Below are 16075 nucleotides of genomic sequence, written 5' to 3' on the forward strand. Positions count from 1 at the left end.
AGGGCCATCGTTCAGGGGGCCAAAGCGAGGAATTGCGCCAAAGCTTCCACCGGCTCGGGGGGCCAGCGCCGCGTCGAAAGCAACCATTCTTGCTGCCGGTAGCGGGGATCGAGGCCAGAGGCGGCCGCCCAGTTGCTTTCGGCCTCACCGCGAGCCCCCTTCTGCCAGAGCAGCGCCGTGAGGCCAGCTCGGGCATCCGCAAACAGGGGATAGCGGCGGATCAGGTTGCGCAGCTGCCGCTCGGCCTCGGCGCGATCGCCCAGCTGGAAGGCCGCCAGGGCAGCGCTGGAGCGGGCCATGGCGAAGCCTGGCCTAGCCAGGGAAGCGGCCTCAAAGCAACTTCGCGCCTCCTGCCAGTCGCCCAGGGAGCCCTGCACGTTGCCGAGGTTGTAGAGGGCCGAGGCGCGCGGTTCACCCGCTTCCTGCGGGGCGCGCTCCAGGATCCAGCGGTAGTCGGCTTCGGCGGCAGCCCACTGGCCCAAGGCCTCCTCGGCTGTGCCGCGATTGAGGTGGGGATCGGGGCTATCGCCGTCGAGCTGCATCGCCTTGGTCTGGTCAGCGATGGCGGCGCGGGGATCGCCCAGGGCCAGCTGCACATTGCCCCGATTGCTCCAGGCCGCCGCATCGCCTGGGGCCACCTCCAGCACCTGGTTCCAGAGGGGTAGGGCCTCATCAAAGCGCCCCTGCCGGCTGGCGCTGAGGGCCTGATCAAACAGCTGGGGCAGCAGCAGCTGCAGGCCCAGCAGCAAGGAAAACAACGTAGGAATCATGGTTGGCATGCTGGTCATGCGGCCGCATTAGCCGGCCAGCCCAGGTGGTTGCGGCCCGCCGGGGTAACCAGCCGTCCCCGGGGGGTGCGCTGCAGAAAACCCAACTGCAACAGGTAGGGCTCCACCACCGCTTCAAGGGTGGCGGAATCTTCGCCGAGACCAGCGGCCAGGGTGTCGAGGCCCACGGGGCCGCCGCCGTAGCCCTCGAGCATCAGGGTCAGCAAGCGCCGGTCACTGGCATCGAGGCCGCGGTCGTCGACGCGATGCAGGCTGAGGGCCTCGGCCACCAGGGGGGCGCCGATGCGGCCATGGCCCCGCACCGAAGCCACATCGCGCACCCGACGCAGCAGGCGATTGGCGATGCGGGGGGTGCCGCGACAGCGGCGGGCAACTTCCAGGGCAGCCCCACCATCCAGCTTGATCTTCAGCAGGCCAGCGGCCCGCTCCACAATTTGCTGAAGTTCATCGAGCCCGTAAAACTCAAGCCGCTGAATCAGGCCAAAGCGATCCCGCAGCGGTGAACTCAGCGATCCGGCCCGGGTGGTGGCGCCAACAAGCGTGAAAGGTGGCAGATCCAGGCTGCGGGTGCGGGCTGTCGTGCCCTTACCCACGGTGAGATCGAGGCGGTAATCCTCCATCGCTGGATAAAGAATTTCCTCGGCCACCCGGTTGAGCCGATGAATCTCGTCGATGAACAGCAGCTCATGGGGCTGCAGGTTGACCAGCAGGCCAACGATGTCGCGGGGGCGCTCCAGGGCCGGGGCGCTGGTGATGCGGCAGCGCACCCCCAACTCCTCGGCCAGCACCAAAGCCATGGTGGTTTTGCCCAGGCCCGGTGGGCCGTAGAGCAGCACGTGGTCGAGGGCCTCCTGGCGGGCGCGGGTGGCCTCCACCGCAATGGCCAGCACCTGCTTGAGCTCGCTCTGGCCGATGTAATCGGCCAGGCGCTTGGGGCGGAGACTGTCTTCCCGGTGCAGGCCACTGGCCGCGGCGGGGACCTCCTCGAGCACGGGAGCGGGGTCCACAAAGCGCGCTGGTGGCTCGTCGCGGCTGGGGCGGCCGCGGGGCGCCGTGGATCCCGAGGAGACGATGGCCATGCAGCGAGGGTACCGGGGGCTCCCTAGGGTCGGTAGATCAAGGGGACGGTTGCGGAGCAGCGATGGCCAAGGGCGGGGGCAAGAAGAGCGCTAAGGCCCAGCGCGATGCCGCCAACAAGCTGCTGGCCGACAACCGCTTTGCCAGGCATCAATACGAAATCCTGGAAACCCTGGAGTGCGGCCTGGAGCTATTTGGCACCGAGGTGAAGTCGATCCGGGCCGGGCAATCAAACCTGCGCGATGGCTTCTGCCTGATTCGCAAAGGCGAACTGCAACTGCACAACGTGCACATTTCGCCCCACAGCCATGCCAGCGCCTTTTTCAACCACGAGCCGTTGCGGGTACGCAAATTGCTGGCCCACCGCCGCGAAATTGACAAAATGCGGATTGCCTTAGATCAAAAAGGCCTCACCCTGATCCCCCTGAACCTGCACCTCAAGGGCTCCTGGATCAAGCTGACCATCGGTCTGGCCAAGGGCCGCAAGCTGCACGACAAGCGTCACGAGGAGCGGCGCAAGCAGGACATCAAGGACGCCAAGGCCGCAATCGCCCGGCTCTAATTCCGTACAGGTTGTACGGAACCAGTCAGTTCACTGGCGGTGGCACGGGCGGCAGGGGATCGGCGTCTGGCTGGGGAGGCTCTAGCGGGGCCGCCGGCGCCGGCGGTGAGGGTTCGGGGACGGCCACCGGCGCCATCTCGACAGGGGGCGGATCGGCCCGCAACGACAGGGTGATCAGGGCCGGCGCCACGCCCTCGTTGGTCACCAGCAGCTGCACTGGGGAGTTCTTCTGCACCCCCAGACTGACAACCCGCAGGGGCCCCTTGGCTTCCAGCAGCTCGCCATCGGCACTAAACACACTCATCTGCATCAAGGGCGAGCCGTTCACGCCCAGCACCAGGCGATAGCCCGGCGGCAACCGCACCGGGAACAGCCGGGCACCACCAGCCTCCACCTGGGCTGAAATCACCTGGGTTGCCTGGGCCTGGGCCTGAATCGCCTCGATCTGCACGTTGGCCAGGCCCTGCTCCGCCGCGGCAAACCAAAGCTGGCGAAAGGGCTCGGCCGGGATGTCAGCGCCGGAGCGGCCGGGCAGCAGGCTCTGGGCACTACCCGACACCAGCTGGCGCAACACCGCTGAACTGAGTCCCTGGCTAACCAGGGCCTGCTGACGCCTCTCCCAGTCGCCGTTTGTGTAGGAACCCAAGCGGCGCCGAATCTCGAGGGGAAGTTGCTCCACCCGAGCTAGCCACTCCTCTGCAAGCTCATTCCAAACCTTGCGCAGAGGGGAGTCGTCGAGGGAATCGCTGGGCAGGCGGCCGCCCCGCTCCGGAAACTGGGCCAGCAGGCTGGCATCCACCAACTTCAAGAACCAGCCCCGATCCACCTGCATGGCCCGCAGCCGGTTGAGCAGCTGCTGGCGCTGATCCACCTCCGCCGGCGGCAGACTGTTGGGCAACTGCAGGGCCGCATCGGGGGTGGGCAGGGTCAGGCGGCCGCGGCTCAGCCACCACCAGCCCAGGGCGGTGCCCACAACGGCCGACAGCACCAGGGCAATCACCACCGGCCAGACGCCTCCTTCAGCGACCTCCTCGCGCTCCTCCAAGCGGCTACGCAGGGCGGCGGGCGAAGGCGGCTGGGGTGAAGGCGGCTGGGGCGGCTCCGGAGCGGGTTCAGCAGGAGCTGCAGGTGCAGGTGCTGGTGCTGGTGCTGGAGGTGGTGGGTGCACCAGGGCGACGGTGCGGTCGGCGCGGGGCACCGGACCGGTGCTCTCTGGCATGGGTATAGCCTGAAAGGCGGCCAGGGCCTGGGAAGCGGAAGCAAAGCGCTCGCCAGGCTGGCGCTCCAGCAGGCGGCTGATTTGGGCCTGCAAGGCCGGTTCAGCAGTGAGGGCCGCCGGCCAACGCCAGGCCATGGTGACCGGATCCAGTAGCCGGGCGGGCTCCTCGCCGCTAAGCAGCACTAGGGCCACCACGCCGAGGGCATGCAGATCCATCCAGGGCTCTGGCTCGGCGACCCGAACCCGCTCGGGAGGGGCGTAGCCCGGGGTGGCGGCGGCCGTGCCTGCCACCAAGCCGAAATCGAGCAACACCGGCAGCCCGTCGCTGTCGCGGCGCAGCAGGTTGGCGGGGCTGAGGTCGCCGTGCACCAGCTGCTGGCTATGCAATACGGCCAGCACCGGCAGCAGCTGGCGCAGCAGCAGCAGCACCTCGCCGGCACCAAACACCAATTGGCGCTCGGCACGGGCCTGCAGCAGCAGTTGGTAGGTGCGGCCGGCCTGCCACTCGCGCACCAGCCACAAACCCTCCTGAGCCTCAATGGCCGCCCCGAGCCGGGGCACCTGGGGATGGAGCAGCCCTTGCAGCCGGCCCCAGAGCAGGCGCGCCCGAGCCGGGTCGATGGCTGGGCCCAGCAGCCGCAGAGCCATCGGCGCCTCGGTGGCTAGCTGATCGCTAGCGCGCCAGAGTTCCCCCTGGGGTGCCTCCCCCGGCGGAGCCGAGCTAAGGCGTTGCTCAAGCCGGTAGCGCTCGCCGATCAACTGACCCGCCTGCACCGCCATCAGCCCACCTCCAGCGAGGGCCGCAGGGGTTGATGTAAGCCCTTGCCCGCCAGCCACTCGGCGTCATAGAGCCGCGATCGGTAGCGATCACCGCTGTCGCACAACACGGTCACGATCGTGTGGCCAGGACCAAGCCGCCGGGCCGTTTCCACCGCCGCGGCCACGTTGATGCCCACCGAGCCGCCCAAAAACAGGCCCTCCTGCCACAGCAGCTGGTAGATCGTCTCGAGCGCGGTCTGGTCGTCGATGCGCACGGCATCATCGATGGGAGCACCTTCCAGGTTGGCGGTAACGCGGCTGTTGCCAATCCCCTCGGTAATCGAACTTCCCTCACTGACCAGCTCACCCCGGCTGGCCCAGGCGTGCAAGGCGCTGCCGTGGGGGTCGGCCAGCACACAGCGCACGGCGGGGTTTTGCTGCTTCAAAAACAGGGCAACCCCGGCATAGGTGCCGCCGGTGCCAGTGGCCGCCACCCAGGCATCCACCGCCCCAGCGGTTTGCTGCCAGATCTCCGGACCGGTGGAGTTGAAATGGGCGCGGCGGTTGGCCAGGTTGTCGAACTGGTTGGCCCACACGGCCCCGGGCGTTTCGGCGGCGATACGACCCGAAAGCCGCACGTAGTTGTTGGGGTCGCGGTAAGGCACCGCCGGCACCGTGCGCACCTCGGCGCCGAGGCTGCGCAGCAGGCCGATCTTCTCGGCCGACTGGGTGTCGGGGATCACGATCAGGGCCCGGTAGCCGCGGGCGTTGCAGAGGTGGGTGAGGCCAATGCCGGTGTTGCCAGCGGTGCCTTCCACCACCGTGCCTCCAGGCTGCAGCAGCCCCTGCTCCTCCGCCTCCAGCAGGATGCCTAGGGCCGCCCGGTCCTTGACAGACCCCCCAGGATTCATGAACTCGGCCTTGCCGAGGATCTCGCAGCCCGTTTGCTCGCTCAGGGCGTTGAGCCGGATCAGGGGCGTGTTGCCAACGGCGCCCACGAACCCTGAAGTGATGCCGGCCATATCCACGTGCGTTGCGTGGCGGGATCGTAGGCAAGGTCCCTAAGGTCAGGCCTGAATTAGCCCCAGATTGGCGGCAGCGGCATGGGGCAAGAGCTGAAGGCGCGCTACGCGCAGGTGCGCCAACGCAGCCTCGAGCTGGTGGCACCCCTGCAGCCTGAAGACGTCTGTCTGCAGGGCATGGCCGATGCCAGCCCGCCCAAGTGGCACCTAGGCCACACCACCTGGTTTTTTGAGCAGTTTGTGCTGCGTAGCCCAGTGTCACCAGACGCCTGGGGCTTTCTTTTTAACAGCTATTACGACTCAGTAGGAGCCCGCCACCCCCGGCCCCAGCGGGGCCTGCTCAGCCGGCCGGCCCTGGCCGAGGTAAGGGCCTGGCGGCAGCGGCTGGATGGGGCCCTGTTCAGCCTGTTGGAGCAGCTGGAGCCCGGCGATCCCCGGCTGGAGCTGGTGGAACTGGGGCTGCAGCACGAGCAGCAGCACCAGGAGCTGCTGCTAATGGACCTGCTGGATGGCTTCAGCCGCAACCCGCTCGAGCCGGCATATGGCCCAGAGCCGGAGGCTGCCTATCAGGCGAGCGTTGCCCAAGAGCCCACCTGGCTGCAGCACGAGGGGGGGCTCGTGGAGATCGGCCATCCAGGTGGCAGCTTTCATTTCGACAACGAGGCGCCCAGGCACCGCCAGTGGCTCGAACCCTTTGCGCTCAGCTCCCGTTTGGTGAGCAACGGCGAATATGCAGCCTTCATTGCCGATGGCGGCTACAAGCGGCCGGAGCTGTGGATGAGCGAGGGCTGGGCAGTGGCGCAAGCCCGGGGCTGGCTGGGGCCGCGCTATTGGCGCGACGGCGAGGAATTTTCGCTGGCGGGGCGTCAGCCGCGGCGCTCCGAGCTGCCGGTGCGGCACCTGAGCTGGTTTGAAGCCGATGCCTACTCCCGCTGGGCCGGTGCCCGACTGCCGGGCGAAGCCGAATGGGAGCTGCTGGCACCAGAACTTGAACAGGCCTTCGGGGTGCTCTGGCAGTGGAGCGCCAGCCCCTACCGGCCCTATCCGGGCTTCGCGCCGGCAGCCGGGGCGGTGGGGGAATACAACGGCAAGTTCATGAGTTCCCAGATGGTGTTGCGCGGCAGCTGCTTCCTCACCCCGCCAGGCCACGAACGGCTCACCTACCGCAACTTCTATCCGCCGGCGAGCCGCTGGCTAGCCGCCGGCCTACGCCTAGCCCGCGATGGCGGCTGACATGCAACTGATCGACCTCCACCCCGAACCGGCCGACATGCGGCGGCTGGTGATCGAAGGCATGGCCCGGCAACCGCGTCAGCTGCCGGCCTGGCTGCTGTATGACGCCGAGGGCTCACGGCTGTTTGAAGCGATCTGCGAGCAGCCGGAATACGGGCTCACCCGCACCGAAACCGCCCTGCTGGAAGCGCGGGCGCCTGAGCTGGCAGCAGCGCTGGGGCCAGGGGTGCTGGTGGAGTTTGGCGCCGGCAATGCCCGCAAGGTGGGGCCCCTGCTGGAGGCGCTGCAGCCACCGGCCTACGTGGCCCTCGACATCAGCGCCGACCATCTCCAGCAAAGCTGCGTGGACCTGCAGGCACGCCACCCGGCGGTGCCCGTGCTGGGCATCTGCTGCGACTACAGCCAGCTGACGGATCTGCCGGGGCACCCGCTGTTGGCGGGGCAGCGGCGACTCGGCTTCTACCCCGGCAGTTCAATCGGCAACTTCAGCCCCAAGGAGGCCGAGGCGCTGCTGCTGCAGCTAGGCCAGCTGCTGGGCCCCGGCGCCAGGCTGCTGATCGGCACCGACCAGCCCAAAGCCATGGAGCGCCTGGAGGCCGCCTACAACGATGCCGCCGGAGTTTCAGCCGCCTTCGCCCGCAACCTGCTGGTGCGCCTCAACCGCGACCTAGAGGGCAACTTCGAACCCGAGGCCTTCGCCTACAGCGCCCGCTGGCAGCCGGAGCACAGCCGCATTGCCATGGCCCTGGTGAGCCGCCAGGCCCAGTCGGTGCAGCTGGGGGGCGAGATCTGGAATTTCGCGGCTGGAGAGCCGCTGATCACCGAGTACAGCGTCAAATACGGCCCGGAGGAATTCACCGCCCTGGCGGAACGCGCCGGCTGGCAAAGCGTCGGCCGCTGGAGCGATCCCGCCGGCGACCTATCCCTACATCTGCTGGTGACGGCAGACTCCTAAGTAGAGGCAACAAAGTCATGGGTCGAGAGGAGCAACGGACTGCCATGCGTCAGGTGCGCGAGGGCCTGATCGCCGAGCTTGAGGAGCTGTATCGAGGCGCCTTTGATCGCATCGGCAGCCAGGACCTAGGCGAGGGGGCAATCGCCCGACTCACCCAGCTGCTGCTGCGCTCCCGCGAAGCGGCGATCACGCCGCTGCAGCAGGAGATCGAGGCGCCGGTGATCACCACGCCCGCCGGCCAGCCCACCCCATGAGCTGGCTCGACGAACTGGAGGCGCGGCTGGAGCAGCAGCTGGCGGCCTTTCTCGCCGCCAACCCCAGCCAGGAAGCCCTACTTGGCGAGCAGGAAGCCCGGGATCGCCAGGCCCAACTGGTAGGGCAGCGGCGCCAATTGCAAAGACAGGCGGAACAGGAGCGCCAGGCCCTGCTGCAATTGGCCGCTGAAATCCGCTGCTGGCAGGAGCGTGTGGTGAAATCCCGCGCCGCCGGCGCCACAGCCCTGGCCGAGCGGGCTGAAGCCCACCAACAGGCCCTGATGGAACAGGGCCGGCAACGCTGGCAACGCCTCGGTGAACTGGGGGTGAGCTTCGCGGCCGTGGAGCGCGAACTGGGCGAACTGGAGAGCCGTCCCCGCCAGCCACGGGCCTCCAGCCTCGAGCAGGACTGGGCCAGCTTCGAGGCCGAACAGGCCCTAGAGGAGCTGCGGCGGCGCTAGGGATACTTCTCGGTGGGGCTCCTGGGCTGGGCCCTAATTCAGGGTGTGCTGAATTCCGTACAGGCTGTACAGAATTCGGAAGAGCCCGCAATCACATCAGCTGCCCCTAGGCCGGCGGGGCTGGGGCTGGTCAGGTTTGATGAAAACCAGTCCGGACAACAATCAAGCCTTGGGAGCAGGCGGCACCAGGCTGACGCCTTCGGGCGGAGGGGTGGGGTCGGGATCGGCGATCAGCATGTGCTGCAGCACGATCTCGGGACGTTCACTGTCCCGCCAACGGATTCGGTAAGCGGGCATCTTGGTGCCGCGGCTGGTGGTCTGCTCCACCGGCTCCATTACCCAGCCCCGGCGCGAGCGGCCCTGGGGGTTGCGCTTCACCACAGCATCCGCGTGTTTGAAGCGAAAACCAACGCGCTCGCCACTCATGGAATCGCTGGCCCCCAATGGGGGAGATTGCCTACTGAAACAATTATCCCATTGTGCTCGGCCGGCCCTCGGGACGCAGGAGCGGGAAGGCGATCACATCACGGATCGAGGGGCTGTCGGTGAGCAGCATCACCAGCCGATCAATGCCAATGCCCAGTCCACCAGTGGGAGGCATACCTACCTCTAGGGCTTGGATGAAGTCCTCGTCAACGCCCTGGGCCTCGTCGTCGCCGGCAGCACGGCGCTCCTGCTGGGCCTCAAGCCGCTGGCGCTGGTCCACCGGATCAATCAACTCGCTGAAGGCGTTGGCGGTTTCACGGCCAACGATGAACAACTCGAAGCGCTCCACCATGCCGGGCTTGCTGCGATGGGCCCGAGCCAGGGGTGAGTTCTCCACCGGGTAATCGACCACGAAAGTGGGCTGGATCAGCTCAGCCTCCACCCGCTGCTCGAAGGCCTCCACCAACAACCGGCCGACGGAATCGGCCAGAGCTGGCACCTCCAGCCCCTGGGCTGCCATGGCTGCTGCAGCTGCCTCGCGGCTATCAAAACAATTGAAATCAAGGCCGGTGGCGGCTTGCACCAATTCGTGCATGGTGGCCCGCCGCCAAGGGGGCGCTAGGTCGATGTCGGTGCCCTGATAGCTGATCTGGGTACTGCCACACACCTGCTGGCACACGTGAGCAATCAACTGCTCGGTGAGCTCCATCATGTCGGTGTAGTCGGCGTAGGCCTGGTAGATCTCCACCGAGGTGAACTCGGGGTTGTGGCGGGTGCTGATGCCCTCGTTGCGAAAGATGCGCCCCAGCTCGTAGACCCGCTCGAAGCCGCCCACCACCAGCCGCTTGAGGTGCAGCTCGGTGGCAATGCGCAGGGTGAGGGGCAGATCGAGGGCGTTGTGGTGGGTTTCAAACGGCCGGGCATCAGCGCCGCCGGGCACACTCTGAAGCACCGGCGTTTCGATCTCCAGAAACTCGCGCTCATCGAGCCAGCGGCGCATGGAGCTCACCGCCACGGCCCGGCGCCGGAAGGTTTCGCGAGTGTGGGGCGACACGATCAAATCGAGATAGCGCTGGCGGTAGCGCTTCTCCACATCCGCGAGGCCGTGCCACTTGTCGGGCAGGGGCTGCAGGCTCTTGCAGAGCATGGTCCAGCCCTTCACCTTCACCGAAAGCTCACCGCGATCGGTGCGGCGCAGGCTGCCCTGCACGCCGATCAGGTCGCCCGCATCCACCAAGGAGGTGAGGTGGGCAAAGACCTCGGGATCCTCCGGCACGGAGGCCTCGAGGGTGGCCTTCTCAATAAACAGCTGAATCAGACCGGTTTCATCCGCCAGGGTGAAGAAGGCGAGCTTGCCCATCACGCGGCGAGTCATTACCCGGCCTGCCACGGCCACTTCCAGTTGCCGCTCCTCACCGTTGGCCAGGTCGGCATGGTCCTGCTGCAAAGCCGCCGTGCGGTGGCTGGGCTCAAAGCGCAGGCCGTAGGGACCCTGGCCGAGGGCGGCTAGGGCGGCGGCTTTCTCCAGACGGGTCTCGCGCAGATCCGACAAGGCAGACAGGGGGCTGAATCGGCCTATCCTGCAGGAGCGCTAGCCGTTGGCAGCCAGGCTTGCTTCCGCCATCCGCTGAGAGGCGTAGCCAGTGCCGCGCACCGTGAGGATCAGCTCCGGATTGCGAGGGTCGGGCTCGAGTTTGCCGCGCAGGCGAGCCACGTACACGTCCACCACCCGCAAGTCGGCGGCCCGGCGGGGGGGGTAGCCCCAAAGCTGCTCAAGGATTTCGGCCCGGGGCACCACCCGACCCGGTTCCCGGAACAGCAGCTCCAGCAGGCTGAATTCGGTGTAAGTAAGACCGATGCGCTCGCTATCGCGGGTCACCTGGCGGCGGTTGGTGTCCACCACCAGATCTCCCACCCGCAACACGCCGCTGCCACTGGGCACCTCGCGCGGCTCAGTGGCAGCTGAACCGCGGCCAACCCGGCGCAGGATTGTGGCGATGCGGGCTTCGAGCTCCTTAGGGCTGAAGGGCTTGGGCAGGTAGTCGTCAGCGCCGAGATCTAGGCCCGACACCCGCTCGGCGATCGCATCAAGGGCAGAAAGGAAAATGATCGGCACGCAGGATTCAGCCCGCAGCCGACGGCAAACCGCAAAGCCGTCCAACTTGGGCAGCATCACGTCGAGCACGACGAGATCGGGCTGCTCTTGGTGAAACAGGCTGAGGGCTTCCTCGCCGTCTTCAGCGCAGATCACCCGGTAGCCAGCCAGCTGCAAGCGCATTACCAGCACCCGGCGCACGGCGGCTTCGTCGTCCACCACCATCACGGTGGCTTTGGGCTCAACCGGGGCAGGCCCCAGGGAATCGGAGAAGGCGTCTGAAATGGGCCTGTCCTCCGAAGGCATGGGCGGTGCGCCGGGATGAAGAATCGCAACCATAACGCTCGATGCTCCCTTGGGTCACCCCCAACGGGCCCGGGAGTAGCGGTTCCACTCGTCAGCCGCAGCAGCCAGGGCCGCATCACTGCCCACCTGGCCAAGCATGGCGCGCTGCAGCTGGGTGTACACAATCGCCTGCAGTCGTTTCACCCCCGGGCTCGCCGGCACCAGCACCCTGGCCTGGCGAAGGGTCTGGGCCGACAGCAACCGGGCCCGCTGCACCAGAGCCTCTTGCGCCCCAGCCCCAGGGGCAGGAGCAGCCGCCAAGCTGGCCTCCAGCTGCTGCAGGGCCTGCCGGTTGGAGGGCAGCACCCGCGCCTGCTCGGCGAAGGCCAGCTGGTTGGGACCATTGGTGAGGAATAGGGCGAAGCGGGCCGCCTCGGCCGCCAGGGCGCTCTGCTTGGGCACCACCAGATTCATCACAGCCACGTTGGCTTCAGCGCTGGCGCCCGTGAGCGGCGCAAAGGGCGCCGTAACCGCTGCAACGCCAGGAGCATTGGTCTGCAGGTTGCGCAGGAAGTCGGGGCCCGTTGCCACCTGGGCCAGGTCCCCCGACTGGTAGAGCTCGATGGCTCTGCGATAGCCCTGGCTTACCACCTCCCGTGGCAGCAGGCCGCGGCGGTAGAGGTCACTCCAGAAGGCAAAGGCCCGGCGCCCAGCGGGGCTATTGAAGGCCGCCCGTTGCTCCCCATCCAGCAACTTCACCCCCATCTGAACCAGGGTCTCCAGCAGCTCGGCGGAGTCGTCGGGCACCACGGTGACAAACAAGGCGTGGCGGCCCGTGCGGCGGCGCACCGCCTCAGCAAAGGCCGGCACCTGATCCCAGGAACCCGGGGGGGCGCTGTAGCCGGCCCGCTCCAGCAGCCGGCGGTTGGCCATGGTGATCCGGGCCGTCAGATACCAAGGAATGGCGAACTGCTCCGCGCCTTGGCGGCCCGCCTCCCAGATCGCCGGCAGATAGGCCTCAGCAGCCCCGGCCGGCAGCACATCGCTTAAATCAAGCAGCCCCCCCTTGCTGGCCAGGTTGGCCGCGAAGGGGGGGTTGAGATTCACCAGGTCTGGGGCGGTGCGGGCAAACACCGCCGCCAGCAACTTGCGCTCCACCGAGCTCCAGGGCACGTCGGTCCAGCGCACTTGCAGGCCGGGGTTCTGGCCCTCCCAGGCTGCGATCAGCTCCCGCAGATAGCCGTTGAACTTGGGGGCCAGGTCCAGGGTCCAGAAATTCAGCACCTTGGCCGCCGCGGAACCAGCCCCCGGACCAGCCCTGCCACAACTGCCCAGGCCTGCTGCCAGCAGGGCAGCAGCAGAGCCGCCGCCAAGAAGTTCAAGGAAACGCCGCCGGCTCTGGATCAATGCCATCGACTCAGCCTCGCCCGCCCTGAATCTGCTGGCGCCAGAACAGCAGCTGCAGGGAGCAGAGCAGCGGTGCCAGCAGGGCCGTGAGCAGGGTTTGGGCCAGCCAGGTGTGCAATGCGGGCTCAAGGGGCCAGGGGCCCAGCAGCCGGCTCTGCAAAATCAGGCTGCCGCCCAGCAGGGCCGCACCCAACAGGGCCAGCAGACCAAGACTGAAGCTGCGCTCGATCGCAGGCCCCTGGCGGCCCAGCCGACCCCACCACCAGCCCAGCAGGGCCAGGGCAGGGATCTGCGTAATCGACCCGGGATGCAAAGCATCGAGCAACAAGCCCAGCCCTGCCCCCGCCAGGGCGCCGGAGAGGGGTCCATCGGCCAGGGCCCAGGGCAGCAGCCAAAGCACGGACCAAGCCGGGGGAATGCCCGCCAACTTCAGGGGCCCTGGCGCAGCCAGCACCAGCCAGGGCACAACTAAGGCCGTAGCCACACACCAACCGTGCCGGGCCAGCCGACTCATGGCAGCCGCACCTGCACCCAGTCGACCGCCTCAACCGGGGCACTCAGCTGCACCACGGCCTCGGTGGCCGGTATGGCCAGGTCGTCGACCGACTGGATCACACCCACCGTGAGGTTGGGAGCCACCAGGGTGCTGGCGGGCGAGGTGACGACCATATCCCCCGGGCGCACGCCTGGATCCTTCTCCAGAAAGCGCAGCAAGGGGCGGCTGGTGCCGATGCCCGTGAGCAAGCCATGGCGCCGAACCCGTCCCACCCAGACGCCAACCCGGCTGCCGGGATCGGTGAGCAAGGTGACGCTGGCGGTGGTGGGAGTAACGCTGGAAATCCTGCCAATCAGCCCCCCCGGCGCCGTCACCGCCATGCCGGGCCGCAGGCCCTGCAACTCGCCGCGGCCAATTACCAGCTGCTGCCACCAGCCCCCTTCCTGACGCGAAATCACCGCTGCCGCCAATTCGCGGCCACCGCGCCCCTGCAGCTCCAGCAAGCTGCGCAGCCGGAGGTTGTCGACATCTAGCTGGCGCAAGCGGGTCTGATCGTTGAGAGCCTGGCCGCTGCGCACCCACTCACCCTGGGCACTACCGGGCCAGAAAGGCCGGCTCAACAGGGCGTAGGCATCGGTGAAACCCGCTCCTTTGCTCAGCCGCACGGCCAACAGGGCCAGCACCAGCAAGGCCCAGGGCCAGGCCTGGACTACAGCGCCCAGGGCGGGAAGGCGAAGCCTGCGGCCGGCCGGCATCAGGATTAGGAGTGGTGACGCACGAAGTCAGGGGTGTCGAGCACGCGCTGCAGCCGCTTGTAATCCTCAAGCACCATGCCGCAGCCGTTCACCACGCACAGCAGCGGGTCTTCTGCCACATGGGTAAGGATGCCGGTCTCGTGGCTGATCAGGTCGGTGATGCCCCGCACCTGGGCACCGCCGCCGGCCAGCATGATGCCGCGATCGACGATGTCGGCGGCCAGCTCAGGCGGCGTGCGCTCCAATGTGCGCTTTACGGCTTCCACGATCACGTTGAGGGGTTCGGCCATCGCCTCGCGAATATCACCGGCGCGAACGTTGATGGTGCGGGGCAGGCCGGAGAGCAGGTGCAGGCCACGCACGTCCATGGAGGTGTTGTCGTGGGCGTCGTCTGGGAAGGCCGAACCGATGCGGATTTTGATGTCTTCGGCGGTGCGCTCACCCACCACCAGGTTGTGCACCTTTTTGAGGTAAAGGCCGATGGCGTCGCTTAGTTCGTCGCCAGCCACGCGCACCGACTCACTAATGACTGTTCCGCCCAGGCTGAGCACCGCCACTTCAGTGGTGCCGCCGCCAATATCCACAATCATGGTGCCCACCGCCTCGGTGACGGGCAGGCCCGCGCCGATGGCGGCCGCCACAGGCTCATCAATTAGGTGCACCTCGCGGGCGCCAGCCAGGCCGGCTTCCCGCACGGCACGGCGCTCCACACCTGTAACTCCACTGGGTATGCCGATCACCAGCCGGGGCGCCACGATGCCGCGGCCTTCATTGGCCTTGCGAATGAAGGTTTTGATCATCTGCTCGGCGGCGTCGAAGTCGGCGATCACGCCGTCACGCAGGGGCCGCACGGCGCGAATGTTGCCGGGGGTGCGGCCCAGCATCATCTTGGCCTCATCGCCCACGGCCAAGGGCACACCCCGCTCCAGATCCATGGCCACCACAGAGGGCTCCTGGAGCACGATGCCTTTGCCAGACACGAAGATCAGCGTGTTGGCGGTGCCCAGATCAATACCGATATCGCGCGAAAACTGGAAACGACGGAAAAACACGGACGCCCGGCCTGCAAGGGCCGAATCATACGAGGGTGTTACAGACGGCTCTAACGGTGGAACTAATGAAAGGTGGCAGCCGAACCGGGTGCCGCATCATTGATCCAACAGCAACAGGAGACATCAACCATGGGCGTGAATTCCATCACCCTTGTCGGCCGGGCCGGCCGCGACCCCGAAGTCCGCTATTTCGAATCAGGCAGTGTGGTCGCCAACCTCACCCTCGCCGTCAACCGCCGCAGCCGTGACGACGAGCCCGACTGGTTCAACCTCGAAATCTGGGGCAAACAAGCCCAGGTTGCCGCTGACTACATCCGCAAAGGAGCCCTGGTGGGCATCATCGGCAGCTTCAAGCTCGACCGCTGGACCGACCGGGCCAGCGGTGAGGAGCGCACCAAGCCCGTGATCCGGGTAGACCGTCTAGAGCTCCTCGGCTCCAAGCGCGACGGCGAAGGGGGCGGTGGCATGGGAGCAGGCATGGGAGGAGGCTTCGGTGGTGGCTCCCCAAGCGAGGAGGAAGTGCCCTTCTGAAGCCAGATGGCGGCCGGCCTGATCTGGCTCAGTGGGAATCGCTGTGCTTCTTCCAGATGCGCAGCCCCAGCCAGACGGCGCCGGCGGAGAGGGCCAGCGCCAGCACCAACTTCACAGCCATGGCCACCGGCTCGATCCAGTGCTCCACATTTGTGTAGCCCTCACCCAGTGCTAGGCCCGCCAAGGTGAGTAGCAGGGTCCAGATAAGGCTGCCAGCCGTGGTCCAGAGCAGGAACGGCGCGATGGGCATCATCTCGATGCCCGCAGGCACGGATATCAAGGTGCGGATGCCAGGCACCAGCCGGCCCCAAAACACCAAAGCGGTGCCGTATTTGGCAAACCAATCGCGGCTGCGGTGCAGCTCCTTAGGGCTGATGCCAATCCAGCGGCCGTGGCGCGCCAGCCATTGCTCCAGGCGCTGCTCGTTGATCAGCCGGCCGATGCCATACCAAGGCAAAGCCCCCAGCACCGTGCCGAGCAGCCCCGCCACAACTACTGGCAGCAGGGCCAATTGGCCCTGCTGCACATAAAAGCCCCCGAGGGGCATGATCAATTCGGAGGGGATGGGCGGGAAGAGGTTCTCAAGGAACATCGCCGCAAAGATCGCTCCATAACCGAGCCAGGGATTGGCCTCCACTGCCGCACCGATCAGCTGAGGAAGCTGTTGCACCAGTTCGCCAATCCCCATCAGGCTCGCC

At 67.1% G+C, this 16075-nt stretch carries 18 protein-coding genes; 6 read left to right on the forward strand and 12 right to left on the reverse strand.

The window, feature by feature from the left end; genetic code table 11:
• Positions 1-11: 11 nt before the first annotated feature.
• Positions 12-779: a tetratricopeptide repeat protein gene (locus U9970_RS11980; protein ID WP_322766128.1), complete on the reverse strand. Its 768-nt coding sequence runs from the start codon at positions 777-779 to the stop codon at positions 12-14.
• A 5-nt stretch (positions 780-784) separates the two neighbouring features.
• Positions 785-1867 (reverse strand): Holliday junction branch migration DNA helicase RuvB, encoded by a 1083-nt coding sequence (gene ruvB / locus U9970_RS11985; RefSeq protein ID WP_322764377.1) that lies wholly within the window; start codon positions 1865-1867, stop codon positions 785-787.
• Positions 1868-1929: 62 nt separating this feature from the next.
• On the opposite strand from ruvB, the gene smpB reads away from it, so the two are divergent.
• Positions 1930-2427 (forward strand): SsrA-binding protein SmpB, encoded by a 498-nt coding sequence (gene smpB / locus U9970_RS11990; RefSeq protein WP_322764378.1) that lies wholly within the window; start codon positions 1930-1932, stop codon positions 2425-2427.
• Between the two features lie 25 nt (positions 2428-2452).
• Here smpB and U9970_RS11995 read toward each other — a convergent pair whose 3' ends face one another.
• Both U9970_RS11995 and U9970_RS12000 read right to left on the reverse strand, forming a co-directional pair.
• Entirely contained in the window at positions 2453-4426 is a 1974-nt protein-coding gene (locus U9970_RS11995) for a serine/threonine protein kinase (protein WP_322764379.1), read from the reverse strand.
• Entirely contained in the window at positions 4426-5427 is a 1002-nt protein-coding gene (locus tag U9970_RS12000; protein WP_322764380.1) for a cysteine synthase A, read from the reverse strand. The genes U9970_RS11995 and U9970_RS12000 overlap by 1 nt, the downstream gene beginning before the upstream one ends.
• Positions 5428-5508: 81 nt before the next feature.
• Here U9970_RS12000 and egtB point away from each other — a divergent pair, with 81 nt between their 5' ends.
• From egtB to U9970_RS12020, 4 genes are read left to right on the forward strand one after another with little or no spacing between them, the layout of a single operon-like run.
• Positions 5509-6660: an ergothioneine biosynthesis protein EgtB gene (egtB, locus tag U9970_RS12005; protein WP_322764381.1), complete on the forward strand. Its 1152-nt coding sequence runs from the start codon at positions 5509-5511 to the stop codon at positions 6658-6660.
• A 1-nt stretch (position 6661) separates the two neighbouring features.
• Complete coding sequence (gene egtD, locus U9970_RS12010; protein ID WP_322764382.1) at positions 6662-7615, forward strand: L-histidine N(alpha)-methyltransferase; 954 nt, start codon at positions 6662-6664, stop codon at positions 7613-7615.
• Between the two features lie 17 nt (positions 7616-7632).
• Positions 7633-7869 (forward strand): hercynine metabolism small protein, encoded by a 237-nt coding sequence (locus U9970_RS12015; RefSeq protein WP_322764383.1) that lies wholly within the window; start codon positions 7633-7635, stop codon positions 7867-7869.
• The gene (locus U9970_RS12020; RefSeq protein WP_322764384.1) at positions 7866-8330 is read left to right on the forward strand and encodes a hercynine metabolism protein; all 465 of its coding nucleotides are present in this window, start codon (positions 7866-7868) and stop codon (positions 8328-8330) included. Before U9970_RS12015 ends, U9970_RS12020 begins: the two co-directional genes overlap by 4 nt.
• 162 nt (positions 8331-8492) lie before the next feature.
• Here the strand turns inward: U9970_RS12020 and U9970_RS12025 are convergent, their stop codons facing one another.
• From U9970_RS12025 to U9970_RS12055, 7 genes are all read right to left on the reverse strand, one after another.
• Positions 8493-8756 carry a hypothetical protein gene (locus tag U9970_RS12025; protein WP_190388593.1) on the reverse strand — a complete coding sequence of 88 codons (264 nt, stop codon included), beginning with the start codon at positions 8754-8756 and terminating at the stop codon, positions 8493-8495.
• 43 nt (positions 8757-8799) lie between these two features.
• Positions 8800-10308, reverse strand: coding sequence for a lysine--tRNA ligase (gene lysS / locus U9970_RS12030; RefSeq protein ID WP_322764385.1), 1509 nt, complete (start codon positions 10306-10308; stop codon positions 8800-8802).
• A 39-nt stretch (positions 10309-10347) separates the two neighbouring features.
• Entirely contained in the window at positions 10348-11076 is a 729-nt protein-coding gene (gene rpaB / locus U9970_RS12035) for a response regulator transcription factor RpaB (protein ID WP_255022695.1), read from the reverse strand.
• A 135-nt stretch (positions 11077-11211) separates the two neighbouring features.
• Entirely contained in the window at positions 11212-12549 is a 1338-nt protein-coding gene (locus tag U9970_RS12040; protein WP_322764386.1) for an extracellular solute-binding protein, read from the reverse strand.
• A 4-nt stretch (positions 12550-12553) separates the two neighbouring features.
• A complete protein-coding gene (locus tag U9970_RS12045) occupies positions 12554-13057 on the reverse strand; it encodes a rod shape-determining protein MreD (protein ID WP_322764387.1) in 504 nt (167 codons plus the stop codon).
• The gene (mreC, locus tag U9970_RS12050; RefSeq protein ID WP_322764388.1) at positions 13054-13794 is read right to left on the reverse strand and encodes a rod shape-determining protein MreC; all 741 of its coding nucleotides are present in this window, start codon (positions 13792-13794) and stop codon (positions 13054-13056) included. The genes U9970_RS12045 and mreC overlap by 4 nt, the downstream gene beginning before the upstream one ends.
• Positions 13795-13799: 5 nt before the next feature.
• Positions 13800-14846, reverse strand: coding sequence for a rod shape-determining protein (locus U9970_RS12055; protein WP_254998448.1), 1047 nt, complete (start codon positions 14844-14846; stop codon positions 13800-13802).
• Between the two features lie 129 nt (positions 14847-14975).
• Here U9970_RS12055 and U9970_RS12060 point away from each other — a divergent pair, with 129 nt between their 5' ends.
• Positions 14976-15377, forward strand: coding sequence for a single-stranded DNA-binding protein (locus tag U9970_RS12060; protein ID WP_322764389.1), 402 nt, complete (start codon positions 14976-14978; stop codon positions 15375-15377).
• Between the two features lie 28 nt (positions 15378-15405).
• Here the strand turns inward: U9970_RS12060 and U9970_RS12065 are convergent, their stop codons facing one another.
• On the reverse strand, positions 15406-16065 hold the full coding sequence (locus U9970_RS12065) for a DedA family protein (RefSeq protein WP_322764390.1): 660 nt from the start codon (positions 16063-16065) through the stop codon (positions 15406-15408).
• Positions 16066-16075: the final 10 nt, after the last annotated feature.

The organism is Cyanobium usitatum str. Tous (assembly GCF_963920485.1).
In the GTDB taxonomy this organism is placed as follows: Bacteria; Cyanobacteriota; Cyanobacteriia; order PCC-6307; family Cyanobiaceae; genus Cyanobium_A; species Cyanobium_A usitatum_A.

Coding starts and splice junctions, on each gene's coding strand:
- U9970_RS11980 (WP_322766128.1), bottom strand. CDS start 779: ATGCCAACCATGATTCCTACGTTGTTTTCCTTGCTGCTGGGCCTGCAG.
- ruvB (WP_322764377.1), bottom strand. CDS start 1,867: ATGGCCATCGTCTCCTCGGGATCCACGGCGCCCCGCGGCCGCCCCAGC.
- smpB (WP_322764378.1), top strand. CDS start 1,930: ATGGCCAAGGGCGGGGGCAAGAAGAGCGCTAAGGCCCAGCGCGATGCC.
- U9970_RS11995 (WP_322764379.1), bottom strand. CDS start 4,426: ATGGCGGTGCAGGCGGGTCAGTTGATCGGCGAGCGCTACCGGCTTGAG.
- U9970_RS12000 (WP_322764380.1), bottom strand. CDS start 5,427: ATGGCCGGCATCACTTCAGGGTTCGTGGGCGCCGTTGGCAACACGCCC.
- egtB (WP_322764381.1), top strand. CDS start 5,509: ATGGGGCAAGAGCTGAAGGCGCGCTACGCGCAGGTGCGCCAACGCAGC.
- egtD (WP_322764382.1), top strand. CDS start 6,662: ATGCAACTGATCGACCTCCACCCCGAACCGGCCGACATGCGGCGGCTG.
- U9970_RS12015 (WP_322764383.1), top strand. CDS start 7,633: ATGGGTCGAGAGGAGCAACGGACTGCCATGCGTCAGGTGCGCGAGGGC.
- U9970_RS12020 (WP_322764384.1), top strand. CDS start 7,866: ATGAGCTGGCTCGACGAACTGGAGGCGCGGCTGGAGCAGCAGCTGGCG.
- U9970_RS12025 (WP_190388593.1), bottom strand. CDS start 8,756: ATGAGTGGCGAGCGCGTTGGTTTTCGCTTCAAACACGCGGATGCTGTG.
- rpaB (WP_255022695.1), bottom strand. CDS start 11,076: ATGGTGGTGGACGACGAAGCCGCCGTGCGCCGGGTGCTGGTAATGCGC.
- U9970_RS12040 (WP_322764386.1), bottom strand. CDS start 12,549: ATGGCATTGATCCAGAGCCGGCGGCGTTTCCTTGAACTTCTTGGCGGC.
- U9970_RS12045 (WP_322764387.1), bottom strand. CDS start 13,057: ATGAGTCGGCTGGCCCGGCACGGTTGGTGTGTGGCTACGGCCTTAGTT.
- mreC (WP_322764388.1), bottom strand. CDS start 13,794: ATGCCGGCCGGCCGCAGGCTTCGCCTTCCCGCCCTGGGCGCTGTAGTC.
- U9970_RS12060 (WP_322764389.1), top strand. CDS start 14,976: ATGGGCGTGAATTCCATCACCCTTGTCGGCCGGGCCGGCCGCGACCCC.
- U9970_RS12065 (WP_322764390.1), bottom strand. CDS start 16,065: ATGGGGATTGGCGAACTGGTGCAACAGCTTCCTCAGCTGATCGGTGCG.